The 13,086-nt window shown below is 65.1% G+C and carries 24 protein-coding genes; all 24 read right to left on the bottom strand.

The window, feature by feature from the left end:
* Window positions 1–44: 44 nt before the first annotated feature.
* On the bottom strand, window positions 45–896 hold the full coding sequence (gene map / locus OHU74_RS21785; protein ID WP_330298083.1) for a type I methionyl aminopeptidase: 852 nt from the start codon (window positions 894–896) through the stop codon (window positions 45–47).
* A 119-nt stretch (window positions 897–1,015) separates the two neighbouring features.
* Complete coding sequence (locus OHU74_RS21780; RefSeq protein WP_330298082.1) at window positions 1,016–1,663, bottom strand: adenylate kinase; 648 nt, start codon at window positions 1,661–1,663, stop codon at window positions 1,016–1,018.
* Entirely contained in the window at window positions 1,663–2,976 is a 1,314-nt protein-coding gene (secY, locus tag OHU74_RS21775) for a preprotein translocase subunit SecY (RefSeq protein WP_371617436.1), read from the bottom strand. Before secY ends, OHU74_RS21780 begins: the two co-directional genes overlap by 1 nt.
* Window positions 2,977–3,162: 186 nt before the next feature.
* Window positions 3,163–3,618, bottom strand: coding sequence for a 50S ribosomal protein L15 (gene rplO / locus OHU74_RS21770; RefSeq protein ID WP_330298080.1), 456 nt, complete (start codon window positions 3,616–3,618; stop codon window positions 3,163–3,165).
* 1 nt (window position 3,619) lies between these two features.
* On the bottom strand, window positions 3,620–3,802 hold the full coding sequence (gene rpmD / locus OHU74_RS21765) for a 50S ribosomal protein L30 (protein ID WP_112447741.1): 183 nt from the start codon (window positions 3,800–3,802) through the stop codon (window positions 3,620–3,622).
* Window positions 3,802–4,404 (bottom strand): 30S ribosomal protein S5, encoded by a 603-nt coding sequence (rpsE, locus tag OHU74_RS21760; protein WP_008739695.1) that lies wholly within the window; start codon window positions 4,402–4,404, stop codon window positions 3,802–3,804. Before rpsE ends, rpmD begins: the two co-directional genes overlap by 1 nt.
* Window positions 4,405–4,450: 46 nt before the next feature.
* Window positions 4,451–4,834, bottom strand: coding sequence for a 50S ribosomal protein L18 (gene rplR / locus OHU74_RS21755; RefSeq protein WP_030008471.1), 384 nt, complete (start codon window positions 4,832–4,834; stop codon window positions 4,451–4,453).
* A gap of 2 nt (window positions 4,835–4,836) precedes the next feature.
* A complete protein-coding gene (gene rplF / locus OHU74_RS21750; protein ID WP_330298079.1) occupies window positions 4,837–5,376 on the bottom strand; it encodes a 50S ribosomal protein L6 in 540 nt (179 codons plus the stop codon).
* A 20-nt stretch (window positions 5,377–5,396) separates the two neighbouring features.
* Complete coding sequence (rpsH, locus tag OHU74_RS21745) at window positions 5,397–5,795, bottom strand: 30S ribosomal protein S8 (RefSeq protein WP_007265911.1); 399 nt, start codon at window positions 5,793–5,795, stop codon at window positions 5,397–5,399.
* A gap of 223 nt (window positions 5,796–6,018) precedes the next feature.
* Entirely contained in the window at window positions 6,019–6,204 is a 186-nt protein-coding gene (locus tag OHU74_RS21740) for a type Z 30S ribosomal protein S14 (RefSeq protein WP_003956452.1), read from the bottom strand.
* A 5-nt stretch (window positions 6,205–6,209) separates the two neighbouring features.
* The gene (gene rplE, locus OHU74_RS21735) at window positions 6,210–6,761 is read right to left on the bottom strand and encodes a 50S ribosomal protein L5 (protein ID WP_030388859.1); all 552 of its coding nucleotides are present in this window, start codon (window positions 6,759–6,761) and stop codon (window positions 6,210–6,212) included.
* Window positions 6,761–7,084, bottom strand: a complete 324-nt coding sequence (rplX, locus tag OHU74_RS21730) for a 50S ribosomal protein L24 (protein ID WP_215023444.1) — start codon at window positions 7,082–7,084, stop codon at window positions 6,761–6,763. The genes rplE and rplX overlap by 1 nt, the downstream gene beginning before the upstream one ends.
* A 2-nt stretch (window positions 7,085–7,086) precedes the next feature.
* Window positions 7,087–7,455, bottom strand: a complete 369-nt coding sequence (rplN, locus tag OHU74_RS21725) for a 50S ribosomal protein L14 (RefSeq protein ID WP_003956455.1) — start codon at window positions 7,453–7,455, stop codon at window positions 7,087–7,089.
* Between the two features lie 124 nt (window positions 7,456–7,579).
* Complete coding sequence (gene rpsQ / locus OHU74_RS21720; protein ID WP_053682619.1) at window positions 7,580–7,861, bottom strand: 30S ribosomal protein S17; 282 nt, start codon at window positions 7,859–7,861, stop codon at window positions 7,580–7,582.
* Complete coding sequence (gene rpmC / locus OHU74_RS21715) at window positions 7,861–8,085, bottom strand: 50S ribosomal protein L29 (protein WP_073912892.1); 225 nt, start codon at window positions 8,083–8,085, stop codon at window positions 7,861–7,863. The genes rpsQ and rpmC overlap by 1 nt, the downstream gene beginning before the upstream one ends.
* On the bottom strand, window positions 8,085–8,504 hold the full coding sequence (rplP, locus tag OHU74_RS21710; RefSeq protein WP_030026326.1) for a 50S ribosomal protein L16: 420 nt from the start codon (window positions 8,502–8,504) through the stop codon (window positions 8,085–8,087). Before rplP ends, rpmC begins: the two co-directional genes overlap by 1 nt.
* 5 nt (window positions 8,505–8,509) lie before the next feature.
* Window positions 8,510–9,352: a 30S ribosomal protein S3 gene (rpsC, locus tag OHU74_RS21705; protein ID WP_266626437.1), complete on the bottom strand. Its 843-nt coding sequence runs from the start codon at window positions 9,350–9,352 to the stop codon at window positions 8,510–8,512.
* Window positions 9,352–9,699, bottom strand: coding sequence for a 50S ribosomal protein L22 (gene rplV, locus OHU74_RS21700; RefSeq protein WP_007265904.1), 348 nt, complete (start codon window positions 9,697–9,699; stop codon window positions 9,352–9,354). Before rplV ends, rpsC begins: the two co-directional genes overlap by 1 nt.
* Window positions 9,700–9,742: 43 nt before the next feature.
* Window positions 9,743–10,024: a 30S ribosomal protein S19 gene (gene rpsS / locus OHU74_RS21695; RefSeq protein WP_023539342.1), complete on the bottom strand. Its 282-nt coding sequence runs from the start codon at window positions 10,022–10,024 to the stop codon at window positions 9,743–9,745.
* A gap of 12 nt (window positions 10,025–10,036) precedes the next feature.
* A complete protein-coding gene (gene rplB / locus OHU74_RS21690) occupies window positions 10,037–10,873 on the bottom strand; it encodes a 50S ribosomal protein L2 (RefSeq protein ID WP_112447748.1) in 837 nt (278 codons plus the stop codon).
* A 39-nt stretch (window positions 10,874–10,912) separates the two neighbouring features.
* The gene (gene rplW, locus OHU74_RS21685; RefSeq protein ID WP_030154694.1) at window positions 10,913–11,236 is read right to left on the bottom strand and encodes a 50S ribosomal protein L23; all 324 of its coding nucleotides are present in this window, start codon (window positions 11,234–11,236) and stop codon (window positions 10,913–10,915) included.
* Window positions 11,236–11,886: a 50S ribosomal protein L4 gene (gene rplD / locus OHU74_RS21680; protein ID WP_254387363.1), complete on the bottom strand. Its 651-nt coding sequence runs from the start codon at window positions 11,884–11,886 to the stop codon at window positions 11,236–11,238. Before rplD ends, rplW begins: the two co-directional genes overlap by 1 nt.
* Before the next feature lie 4 nt (window positions 11,887–11,890).
* On the bottom strand, window positions 11,891–12,535 hold the full coding sequence (gene rplC / locus OHU74_RS21675; protein ID WP_215015311.1) for a 50S ribosomal protein L3: 645 nt from the start codon (window positions 12,533–12,535) through the stop codon (window positions 11,891–11,893).
* Window positions 12,536–12,549: 14 nt separating this feature from the next.
* Window positions 12,550–12,858, bottom strand: coding sequence for a 30S ribosomal protein S10 (gene rpsJ, locus OHU74_RS21670; RefSeq protein WP_003948644.1), 309 nt, complete (start codon window positions 12,856–12,858; stop codon window positions 12,550–12,552).
* Window positions 12,859–13,086 lie beyond the last annotated feature (228 nt).

Below are 13,086 nucleotides of genomic sequence, written 5' to 3'. Positions count from 1 at the left end.
ATCCTGGTCAGCGGGGTCGACCGGCCGCCGCCCCGGTCCCGGCCCTAGCCCAGCGGGTCGGGCGCGGTGGTGATCCCGTACTCCGCCAGCTTCGCCTTGCCGCAGTCCGGGGAGGTCAGCACGATCGGGCCCTCCTCGGTCAGGGCGATGGAGTGCTCCCAGTGCGAGGACCAGGTGCCGTCCGTGGTGATGACCGTCCAGTCGTCGGCCAGGACCTCCGTCTGGGCGGTGCCCAGGGAGACCATCGGCTCGATCGCCAGGCACAGGCCCGGGACCAGCTTGATCCCCTTGCCGCGCTTGCGGGAGACGTAGTTCAGCAGGTGGGGGTCCATGTGCATCTCGGAACCGATGCCGTGGCCGCCGTAGTCCTCGATGATCCCGAACTTGCCGAGGCTGTGCTCACCCGTGCTGGGGCGCGGCTGGCGCTTGATGTACGTCTCGATCGCCTTGGAGATGTCCACGAGGCGGTTGCCGAGCTTCATGGCGGCGATCCCGGCCCACATGGACTCCTCGGTCACCCGGGAGAGCTCCAGCAGCTCAGGCGCGTGCCCAGTGCCCACGAAGGCGGTGTACGCGGCATCGCCGTGCCAGCCGTCGACGATCGCACCGGCGTCGATCGAGATGATGTCGCCGTCCTTGAGGACGGTCTTGTCGTCCGGGATGCCGTGGACGACGACCTCGTTGGCCGAGGTGCAGATGGTCGCGGGGAAGCCCCCGTAGCCGAGGAAGTTCGACTTGGCGCCGGCGTCGGCGATGACCTTGCGGGCCACCATGTCCAGATCCCGCGTCGTGGCGCCGGGCACGGCCGCCTCACGGGTCGCCGCGTGGATCGCGGCGACGACCAGTCCCGCCTCGCGCATCTTCGCGATCTGCTCGGGGGTCTTGATCTGGACCATGGGAATTGCCTTCCACCTTCGGTTCGACGGTCGCATCAACAGTACGGCCGCGGCGTCCTGGGGACACCGCGGCCGTGGCTGCACTACGGAAAACACTGCGCTACAGGGGAACGCAGCAACTACTTCTTGAGGGCATCCATCGCGCGCTGCGTGACGTCCTTGACCTCGCCCAGCGCCGGGATCGTCGACACGAGGCCCTGGGCCTTGTAGTAGTCGATGATCGGCTCGGTCTGGGTGTGGTAGACCTCGAGGCGGTTGCGCACCGCGTCCTCGGACTGGTCCTCGCGGACGTACAGCTCGCCGCCGCAGACGTCGCAGACGCCCTCGACCTTCGGCGGGGCGTACGCGACGTGGAACACGTGCGAGCCGTCGTTGCGGCAGGTGCGCCGCCCGGCGAGACGCTTGACGACCTCGTCCTCCTCGACCTCCAGGTCGAGGACGGCGTCGAGGTTCATGCCCTCGGCCTTCAGCATCACGTCGAGGGCCTCGGCCTGCGACACGTTGCGCGGGAACCCGTCGAGCAGGAAACCGCCCGCGGCGTCCGCCTGCTCCATGCGGTCCTTGGCCATGCCGATGGTGATCTCGTCCGGGACGAGGTCGCCCGCGTCCATGAACGCCTTCGCACGGCGGCCGAGCTCGGTGCCCTGACTGATGTTGGCCCGGAACAGGTCACCCGTGGAGATGTGCGGGATCGACAGGGTCTTGGCAAGCACGGCCGCCTGCGTTCCCTTGCCCGCACCGGGCGGTCCGACGAGGACGATTCGCATCAGCGGAGGAACCCTTCGTAATTACGCTGCTGGAGCTGGCTCTCGATCTGCTTCACGGTTTCCAGACCCACACCCACGATGATCAGGATGCTCGTCCCGCCGAACGGGAAGTTCTGGTTCGCTCCGAAGCCCGCCAACGCCATCGTCGGCACAAGAGCAATGAGACCCAGGTACAGCGACCCCGGCCAGGTGATCCGGTTGAGTACGTAGCTCAGGTACTCGGCGGTAGGCCGACCGGCGCGGATGCCCGGGATGAAGCCACCATACTTCTTCATGTTGTCGGCAACTTCCTCGGGGTTGAACGAGATCGCCACGTAGAAGAACGCGAAGAAGACGATCAGGAGGAAGTACGCGGCGATGTAGTACGGGTGGTCGCCCTTGACGAAGTGCTTCTGGATCCACGTGGCCCAGCCGGCGGTGGAACCGCTGAACTGGACGATCAGTGCCGGGATGTACAGCAGCGACGAGGCGAAGATGACCGGGATGACACCGGCCTGGTTCACCTTGAGCGGGATGTACGTCGAGGTACCGCCGTAGGCACGGCGGCCGATCATGCGCTTCGCGTACTGGACGGGAATCCGTCGCTGCGCCTGTTCGACGAAGACCACCAGGGCCACCATCGCGAGGCCGACCAGGATGACCACGCCGAACTCGACCCAGCCGTCCGCGATCTTGCCCTGGAGCTTGATCTGCCAGAGGGCGCCGACGAAGCCCGCGGCGATGGAGATGAACATCAGGATCGACATGCCGTTGCCGATGCCGCGGTCGGTGATGAGCTCACCGAGCCACATGACGAGGCAGGTACCGGCGGTCATGGTGAGCACCATGACGACGGTGGTGAAGATCGACCGGTCGGGGACGATCTGGTCCTTGACCGCGCAGCCCTGGAAAAGGGCGCCGCTGCGGGCGGTGGCGACGAGGCCGGTGCCCTGCAGGATCGCGAGCGCGACCGTCAGATAGCGCGTGTACTGAGTGATCTTCGACGTGCCGGCTTGACCCTCTTTTTTGAGGTTCTCCAGCTTCGGGATGACCACGGTCAGCAGCTGCAGAATGATGCTCGCCGTGATGTAGGGCATGATGCCGAGCGCGAAGATCGTGATCTGCAGCAGCGCACCGCCGCTGAACATGTTGACGAGACCGAAGAGGCTGTTGCTGCTCCCGGCCGAGTCGACACAGATCTGAACGTTCTTGTAGCTCACACCAGGTACGGGGACATGCGACCCGAGCCGATACAGCACGATGATGCCGAGCGTGAAAAGCAGCTTCTTGCGCAGGTCGGGCGTCTTGAACGCCCGGGCGAACGCGGTGAGCACGGTGCCTCCTGCGACCCCCGCGCTACTGCGTCAGAGGTGACGGTCTGAGGGATCGACGAATAAAGACAAGCAAAGGTGCAGGCCACCATACCGGCGTCTGCGCCCCCCGTGGAACGACCAACCGGGGATGCCCCATATGTGAGGCATCCCCGGTCGGGTTTCTAGCTATTTGTCACTGAGTTCGTCTTAGACGAGCTCGGTCACGGTGCCACCAGCGGCGGCAATCTTCTCCTTGGCGGAGCCGGAGACGGCGTCAACCGAAACCTGCAGCGCCACGGAGATCTCGCCCTGGCCCAGGACCTTGACGAGGCTGTTCTTGCGAACCGCGCCCTTGGCGACCAGGTCGGCCACCGTGACCTCTCCACCCTCGGGGTAGAGAGCGCCGAGCTTGTCCAGGTTCACGACCTGGAACTCGGTGCGGAACGGGTTCTTGAAGCCCTTGAGCTTCGGCAGACGCATGTGGAGGGGCATCTGCCCACCCTCGAAGCGCTGCGGGATCTGGTAGCGGGCCTTCTGGCCCTTCGTACCACGACCAGCCGTCTTACCCTTCGACGCCTCACCACGACCGACACGGGTCTTCGCGGTCTTGGCGCCGGGGGCGGGACGGAGGTTGTGGGCCTTCAGCGGGCTGCTTTCAGCCATGTTAGTCAACCTCCTCAACCGTCACGAGGTGGCGGACGGTGTGAACCATTCCGCGGAACTCGGGGCGGTCCTCCTTGACGACGACGTCGTTCAGGCGCTTGAGCCCGAGCGAACGCAGCGTGTCGCGGTGGTTCTGCTTGCTGCCGATGTACGACTTGATCTGCGTGACCTTGAGGCGAGCCATTACGCACCCGCCCCAGCACGCGCACGGAGCAGAGCCGCGGGAGCGACGTCCTCGAGGGGCAGACCACGGCGAGCCGCGATCTCCTCGGGACGCTGCAGGCCCTTGAGGGCCGCCACGGTCGCGTGCACGATGTTGATCGCGTTGGAAGAGCCGAGCGACTTCGACAGGATGTCGTGAACGCCGGCGCACTCCAGAACGGCGCGCACCGGGCCACCGGCGATAACACCGGTACCAGGGGCGGCCGGCTTCAGCAGCACGACGCCCGCGGCGCGCTCGCCCGTGATCGGGTGAGGAATGGTGCCCTGGATGCGCGGAACCTTGAAGAAGGACTTCTTGGCTTCCTCGACACCCTTGGCGATGGCCGCGGGAACTTCCTTGGCCTTGCCGTAACCGACACCTACAGTGCCGTCACCGTCGCCCACCACGACCAGCGCGGTGAAGCTGAAGCGGCGACCACCCTTGACAACCTTGGCGACGCGGTTGATCGCGACAACGCGCTCAACGTAAGCGGTCTTCTCGGCGGCAGGGCCACCGTCGCGACCCTTCCGGTCCCGCCGCTCGCCGCCACCGGCACCGCTTCCGCGGCGCTGGGGTCCAGCCATTGGATTACCTCTCTCTGTTACGTCCGTGAGTCCCGGAAAACGGGGCTTAGAACTTCAGCCCGGCTTCGCGGGCGGCGTCAGCCAGAGCGGCAATGCGCCCGGCGTATCGGTTGCCACCGCGGTCGAACACGACGGTCTCGACACCCGCGGCCTTGGCACGCTCGGCGACGAGCGCGCCGACAGCCTGGGCCTGCGAGCTCTTGTCGCCTTCGCCACCACGGATCGAAGCGTCCAGGGTCGACGCGGACGCCAGGGTGTGACCCTGGAGGTCGTCGATGACCTGAGCAACGATGTTGCGGTTGGAACGCGTCACGACGAGGCGCGGACGCTCCGCCGTACCCGAGACGTTCTTGCGGATGCGGATGTGGCGACGGGCCTTGGCGGCACGCTTGTACGCGTCGCCCTTGGCGATCTTTACACCGTATGCCATGGCTACTTACCAGCCTTTCCGACCTTGCGGCGGATGACTTCGCCGGCGTACTTGACACCCTTGGCCTTGTACGGGTCGGGCTTCCGCAGCTTGCGGATGTTGGCGGCGACCTCGCCGACCTTCTGCTTGTCGATGCCCTCGACCGAGAACTTGGTGGGCGACTCGACCTTGAAGGAGATGCCCTCGGGCGCCTCGATCAGGATCGGGTGGCTGTAGCCAAGCTGGAACTCCAGGTTGGAGCCCTTCGCGGCGACGCGGTAACCGACACCGCTGATCTCAAGAGCCTTGACGTAACCCGTGGTCACGCCGGTGATCATGTTCGCCACCAGCGTGCGGGACAGGCCGTGCAGGGCCTTGTTCTGACGCTCGTCGTTGGGACGAACAACGTTCAGAACGCCGTCCTCACCCTTGACGATCTCGATCGGCGCCTTGATGGTCAGCGCGAGGGAACCCTTGGGGCCCTTCACAGCGACCGCCTGGCCGTCGATGGTGACGTCCACACCGGCGGGAACCTGGATGGGGAGCTTGCCGATTCGCGACATTGCTTTTCCTCCGTTCCCGACTACCAGACGTAGGCGAGGACTTCCCCACCTACGCCCTTCTTGCCTGCCTGCTGGCCGGTGAGCAGACCGTGGGACGTGGAGATGATCGCCACGCCCAGGCCGCCGAGCACCTTCGGCAGGTTGGTGGACTTTGCGTACACACGCAGACCGGGCTTCGAGATCCGCTTGATGCCCGCAATGGAGCGCTCACGGTTCGGCCCGAACTTCAGCTCGAGGACGAGGTTCTTGCCGACCTCGGCGTCCTCGACCTTCCAGCCGGTGATGAAACCCTCTTGCTTGAGGATCTCTGCGATGTGCGACTTGATCTTGCTGTGCGGCATCACCACGGTGTCGTGGTACGCCGAGTTAGCGTTACGCAGACGCGTGAGCATGTCTGCGATCGGGTCAGTCATGGTCATGAAGTGGCCTTCGGCCTCTCTCGCCGGGGTTTCCTGTATGCGCCATCCCTCTCCCCACTCAGTGGCGGGACGGGTGCGGTGCGGGGACCTACGGCGTAGTAAGTCGTTATGGGCGGCGGACGCCCAACCACACAAGCCTAAGGCATGCGCGGCCGGGCATCCGCCGACCAGATGCTTACCGAGAGTGCCTGGAAGTTCCCAAGTCCTTGCGGACTAGAGGGAATTACCAGGAGCTCTTGGTCACGCCCGGCAGCTCGCCACGGTGAGCCATCTCACGAAGGCACACGCGGCACAGGCCGAACTTGCGGTACACGGAGTGGGGGCGACCGCAGCGCTGGCAGCGGGTGTACGCACGCACACCGAACTTGGGCTTGCGGGCAGCCTTCGCGATGAGAGCCTTCTTCGCCATCTCGCTTACGCCTCCTTGAAGGGGAAGCCGAGGTGACGAAGGAGGGCGCGGCCCTCGTCGTCGTTGGTCGCCGTGGTGACCACGGTGATGTCCATACCCCGGGTACGGTCGATCTTGTCCTGGTCGATCTCGTGGAACATGACCTGCTCCGTGAGACCGAAGGTGTAGTTACCACGGCCGTCGAACTGCTTCGGCGACAGACCACGGAAGTCACGGATACGCGGCAGCGCGAGCGACAGCGTACGGTCCAGGAACTCCCACATGCGGTCACCGCGGAGGGTGACGTGGCAGCCGATCGGCTGACCCTCACGCAGCTTGAACTGCGCGATGGACTTGCGGGCCTTCGTGACGGCCGGCTTCTGACCGGTGATCGTCGTCAGGTCCTTGATGGCGCCGTCGATCAGCTTGGAGTCGCGGGCGGCGTCGCCCACACCCATGTTGACCACGATCTTCACGAGGCCGGGAATCTGCATGACGTTCTCGTAGGAGAACTCTTCACGCAGCTTGCCCGCGATGTCCTCGCGGTACTTCGTCTTGAGACGCGGAGTGGTAGCCATCAGATGTCCTCACCCGTCCGCTTGGCAACGCGGATCTTGTTGCCCTCGTCGTCGAAGCGGAAGCCGACGCGGGTAACGACCTTCTGGCCGTCCTTCTCCACAACCAGCTGAACGTTGCTGACGTGGATCGGCGCCTCGGTGATCACGATGCCACCGGTCTGCGAACCACCAGCGGTCTGACCGGCCTTGGTGTGCTTCTTGACCCGGTTGACACCCTCGACCAGGACACGGTTCTCAGTAGGGATGGCCAGAATGACCTTGCCCTGCTTGCCCTTGTCCTTACCGGTGATGACCTGAACCAGGTCGCCCTTCTTGATCTTCATGCTTACAGCACCTCCGGCGCGAGCGAGATGATCTTCATGAACTTCTTCTCGCGCAGCTCACGGCCCACCGGGCCGAAGATACGGGTGCCACGAGGGTCGCCGTCGTTCTTCAGAATGACGGCGGCGTTCTCGTCGAAGCGGATGTACGAGCCGTCCTGGCGGCGGCGTTCCTTCACGGTGCGAACGATGACCGCCTTGACGACGTCACCCTTCTTCACGTTGCCACCGGGGATCGCGTCCTTGACGGTGGCAACGATGACGTCACCGATGCCCGCGTAGCGGCGACCGGAACCACCGAGAACACGGATGCAAAGGATCTCCTTGGCACCAGTGTTGTCGGCGACACGCAGTCGCGACTCCTGCTGGATCACGTCTATCTCCTGTTTGTCTGCCGGTTCCCGGCGGGGGCATCACTCCGAAGAGCTACCGCCCCCACCGAGCCTGGCGGAACGAACCTGAGGGGCCCCCGGGCTTGATGCCCGGGGCCTCAGATACTTACTTGGCCTTCTCGAGGATCTCGACGATGCGCCAGCGCTTGCTCGCCGACAGCGGACGCGTCTCCATGATGAGGACGCGGTCGCCGACGCCGGCAGCGTTCTGCTCGTCGTGAGCCTTGAGCTTGTTCGTACGGCGGATGACCTTGCCGTACAGGGCGTGCTTCACGCGGTCCTCGACGGCGACGACGACAGTCTTGTCCATCTTGTCGCTGACGACGAGGCCCTCACGGGTCTTGCGGAAGCCGCGGTCCTGGGTCTCAGTCACATTCTTCTCGCTCATCAGGCGCTCTCCACCGTCTCGATGCCGAGCTCGCGCTCGTGCATCAGGGTGTAGATCCGGGCGATGTCCTTGCGGACGGAACGGAGCCGGCCGTTGTTCTCGAGCTGGCCCGTGGCAGCCTGGAAGCGAAGCTTGAACAGCTCTTCCTTGGCCTCGCGCAGCTTGCCAACGAGCTCCTCGTTGCCGAGCTCACGCAGCTCGGACGCCTTGGTTCCCGTCGCCATCACGACTCACCTGCCTCGCGCCGAACAATCCGGCACTTCATCGGAAGCTTGTGAGCAGCGCGGGTGAGCGCCTCACGAGCAATCTTCTCGTTCGGGTAGGACAGCTCGAACATGACCCGGCCCGGGTGCACGTTCGCGATCCACCACTCGGGAGAACCCTTACCGGAACCCATGCGGGTCTCGGCAGGCTTCTTCGTCAGGGGACGGTCCGGGTAAATGTTGATCCAGACCTTGCCGCCACGCTTGATGTGGCGGGTCATCGCGATACGAGCCGCCTCGATCTGGCGGTTCGTCACGTAGGCGGGGGTAAGCGCCTGGATGCCGTACTCGCCGAACGAGACCTCAGTACCGCCCTTGGCCATACCACGGCGCTTCGGGTGGTGCTGCTTGCGGTGCTTGACCCTACGAGGGATCAGCATGTCGGTCAGGCCTCCGTTCCGGTGCTCTCGGCCGGAGCGGCGGCGGGAGCGTCGGCCTTGGGGGCCTCGGCACCAGCAGCCTGCTGCGGCTTGCGGCCACCACGGCCGCCGCGCTCGCCACCACGGCCACCACGGCCGGCGGGACGGTCGCCAGCGCCTGCGGCACCACGGGCCGGGCGGTTACCCGCACGGGCCGCAGCGTTCTCGGCGCGAACCTCGGCGATGTTCTTGACGTCGCCCTTGTAGATCCAGACCTTCACACCGATACGGCCGAAGGTGGTCTTGGCCTCGAAGAAGCCGTAGTCCACGTTCGCGCGGAGGGTGTGCAGCGGCACACGGCCTTCGCGGTAGAACTCGGAGCGGGACATCTCGGCGCCGCCGAGGCGACCGCCACACTGGATCTTGATGCCCTTGGCGCCGGCCTTCATCGTGCCCTGCATGCTCTTACGCATGGCGCGACGGAAGGAGACGCGGGAGGAGAGCTGCTCGGCAACGGCCTGGGCAACCAGCTGAGCGTCGAGCTCGGGGTTCTTGACCTCGAGGATGTTCAGCTGGACCTGCTTGCCCGTGAGCTTCTCGAGGTCACCGCGGATGCGGTCGGCCTCGGCGCCACGGCGACCGATGACGATGCCCGGACGAGCGGTGTGGATGTCCACACGCACGCGGTCACGGGTGCGCTCGATCTCAACCTTCGAGATGCCGGCGCGCTCCATGCCGGACGTCATCATCCTGCGGATGGCGACGTCTTCCTTGACGTAGTCCTTGTACAGCTTGTCGGCGTACCAACGCGACTTGAAGTCGGTGGTGATGCCGAGCCGGAACCCGTGCGGGTTTACCTTCTGGCCCATTACCGGGAACCTTCCTTGCTGCTGACGACCACGGTGATGTGGCTGGTCCGCTTGCGGATCCGGTAGGCACGGCCCTGTGCACGCGGACGGAACCGCTTCAGGGTCGGGCCCTCGTCCACGTACGCCTCGCTGATGACCAGCGTGGAGGCGTCCGGGTGGTTGTAGTTGTGTGCGGCGTTGGCAATGGCGCTGTCGAGCACCTTGCCAACCGGCACGCTCGCGGCCTGCGGGGCGAAACGCAGGACCGCCTGAGCCTCCGTGGCATCCATGCCACGGATAAGGTCCACCACTCGGCGGGCCTTCATGGGCGTGACGCGGATGTACCGCGCCTGGGCCCTGGCTTCCATGGTTGTCCCTTCGGTGTAAGTCATAGTCGTAACCACCCCGCCTTTAGCGGCGCTTCGACTTCCGGTCGTCCTTGACGTGGCCGCGGAAGGTGCGAGTCGGCGAGAACTCGCCGAGCTTGTGGCCGACCATCGACTCGGTGACGAACACCGGGACGTGGATCTTGCCGTTGTGCACCGCGATGGTGTGACCCAGCATGGCCGGGATGATCATCGAGCGACGGGACCAGGTCTTGATGACGTTCTTGGTACCGGCTTCGTTCTGTACGTCCACCTTCTTGATGAGGTGTCCGTCGACGAAGGGTCCCTTCTTGAGACTGCGCGGCATCTAAACCCGCTCCTAGCGCTTCTTGTTCGTCTTGCGGCGGCGGACGATGTACTTGCTCGAAGCCTTCTTCGGCGAGCGAGTACGACCCTCCTTCTGACCCCACGGGGAGACCGGGTGGCGACCACCACTGGTCTTACCCTCACCACCACCGTGCGGGTGGTCGACCGGGTTCATCGCGACACCGCGGACGGAGGGGCGAACGCCCTTCCAGCGCATACGGCCGGCCTTGCCCCAGTTGATGTTCGACTGCTCGGCGTTGCCGACCTCGCCGACCGTGGCGCGGCAGCGGGCGTCGACGAGACGGATCTCACCGGACGGCATACGAAGGTGGGCCATGGTGCCCTCCTTCGCCAGCAGCTGCACAGAGGCACCAGCGGAGCGGGCGAACTTCGCGCCACCACCGGGACGGAGCTCGATCGCGTGGATCGTGGTACCGACCGGGATGTTGCGGAGCGCCAGGTTGTTGCCGGGCTTGATGTCGGCCGTCGGGCCGTTCTCAATCCGGTCACCCTGCTTCAGGTTCTTCGGCGCAATGATGTAGCGCTTCTCACCGTCGGCGTAGTGCAGGAGCGCGATGCGCGCCGTGCGGTTGGGGTCGTACTCGATGTGCGCGACCTTCGCCGGCACGCCGTCCTTGTCGTGACGACGGAAGTCGATCACACGGTAGGCGCGCTTGTGGCCGCCACCCTGGTGTCGAACCGTGATCCGACCGGTGTTGTTACGGCCGCCCTTGCTGTGCAGGGGGCGGACCAGCGACTTCTCCGGCGTGGACCGCGTGATCTCGACAAAGTCGGCGACGCTGGAGCCACGACGGCCCGGGGTCGTCGGCTTGTACTTGCGGATACCCATTTCTCAGTCCTCGTCCGATTCCGGACGACTAGACCTCCGTTAGGAGGCCTGGCCGCCGAAGATGTCGATTCGGTCGCCCTCAGCGAGGGTCACGATGGCGCGCTTGGTGTCAGCGCGCTTGCCGAAACCGGTCTTGGTGCGCTTGCGCTTACCCTGACGGTTGATCGTGTTGACCCCGGTGACCTTGACCCCGAAGACCGCCTCGACGGCCTGCTTGATCTGGGTCTTGTTGGAGCCGGGCGCGACGATGAACGTGTACTTGTTCTCGTCCAGCAGCGCGTAGCTCTTCTCCGAGACAACCGGCTTGATCAGCAGGTCGCGCGGGTCAGTGAAGGTCTTGCTGGTAACGGTCGCCTCAGACATCAGGCGTCGCTCCCTTCGGTCTCATCGGCCTTGGGGCCAGACACGAAGGACTCGAAAGCGGTCTGAGTGAAGACCACGTCGTCAGAGACGATCACGTCGTACGTGTTCAGCTGGCCCGGCTCCAGGATGTGAACCTGGGGCAGGTTGCGGGCGGACAGCCACGCGGCCTCTTCGGAGCGGTCGACGACCAGGAGCAGGTTCTTGCGCTCCGAGATCTTGCCGAACAGCGTCTTGGCGGCCTTCGTGGAGGCGGCACCCTCGACCACGCCGGTGACGACGTGGATGCGGGAGTGACGCGCACGGTCCGAGAGGGCACCGCGGAGAGCGGCGGCCTTCATCTTCTTCGGGGTCCGCTGCGAGTAGTCACGCGGCTGCGGGCCGTGAACGACGCCACCGCCGACGAACTGCGGAGCGCGGGTCGAACCCTGGCGCGCGCGGCCGGTGCCCTTCTGGCGGTACGGCTTGCGGCCACCACCACGGACTTCGCCGCGACGCTTGGTCTTGTGCGTGCCCTGACGGGCAGCAGCCAGCTGAGCGACAACGACCTGGTGGATCAGCGGAACGCTGGTCTTCGCGTCGAAGATCTCCGCGGGGAGCTCGACGGTACCGGCCTTGTCGCCTGCCGGCGAAAGGATGTCAATGGTGCTCATTACCTCAAGCCCCCTTGGCCGCGGTACGGACCAGGACGAGGCCGCCGTTCGGACCGGGGACCGCACCCTTGATAAGGAGCAGACCCTTCTCCGCGTCAACCGCGTGGATGGTCAGGTTCTGGGTGGTGACACGCTCGTTACCCATACGACCGGCCATGCGCATGCCCTTGAAGACACGCCCAGGGGTGGCGCAGCCACCGATCGAACCGGGGGAGCGGTGCTTGCGCTGCACGCCGTGGCCGGCGCCGAGGCCCTTGAAGTTGTGACGCTTCATGACACCGGCGAAGCCCTTGCCCTTGCTGTTGCCCGTGACGTCAACCTTGACGCCGGACTCGAACACAGCAGCGGTGATCTCCTGGCCGAGCGTGTACTCGCTGGCGTCGGAGGTGCGGAGCTCCACCAGGTGGCGGCGCGGGGTTACATCGGCCTTGGCGAAGTGACCCTTGAGGGGCTTGTTCACCTTGCGCGGGTCAATCTCGCCGAAGGCGATCTGGACCGACTCGTAGCCATCGATGTCGTTCTTACGGACCTGGGTAACGACGCAGGGCCCAGCCTTGACGACAGTGACCGGGACGACACGGTTGTTCTCGTCCCAGACCTGGGTCATGCCGAGCTTCTCGCCCAGGACGCCCTTGATCTGCTTTGCCATCTTCTCCGTGCCTCTCAGAGCTTGATCTCGATGTCAACGCCGGCCGGAAGGTCCAGGCGCATCAGCGAGTCAACGGTCTTGGGCGTCGGGTCGAGGATGTCGATCAGGCGCTTGTGAGTGCGCATCTCGAAGTGCTCGCGCGAGTCCTTGTACTTGTGCGGCGACTTGATGACGCAGTACACGTTCTTCTCAGTGGGCAGCGGCACCGGGCCCGCGACCGACGCACCAGTGCGCGTCACCGTCTCGACGATCTTCTTCGCCGACGAATCGATGACCTCGTGGTCGTAGGCCTTGAGCCGGATGCGGATCTTCTGTCCCGCCATGGCTACTCCGTAGTCCTGTCTGTTGTGGAAACGCTCTGGCGCTCGGCCGGCTGCGGATCGCTCCGCCGCTTTCCTCCGACCCACGCGGTCGGGCGTGTCGCACTCCCTCTAGAAAAAATTCCCATACGGAAATTCCCTCATCCAAGGGGGTGCGGTCCCAAGACCGCAGATCGGGGGCAAACACCCACCGAGTGCCTGGAAGGCACCGTGCTGACGCTTCCCAGAAGA

This window comes from Streptomyces sp. NBC_00454 (assembly GCF_041434015.1).
In the GTDB taxonomy this organism is placed as follows: domain Bacteria; phylum Actinomycetota; class Actinomycetes; order Streptomycetales; family Streptomycetaceae; genus Streptomyces.
Note: the sequence above shows the minus strand (reverse complement) of the source record. Positions and strands in the feature narration are given on the sequence as shown.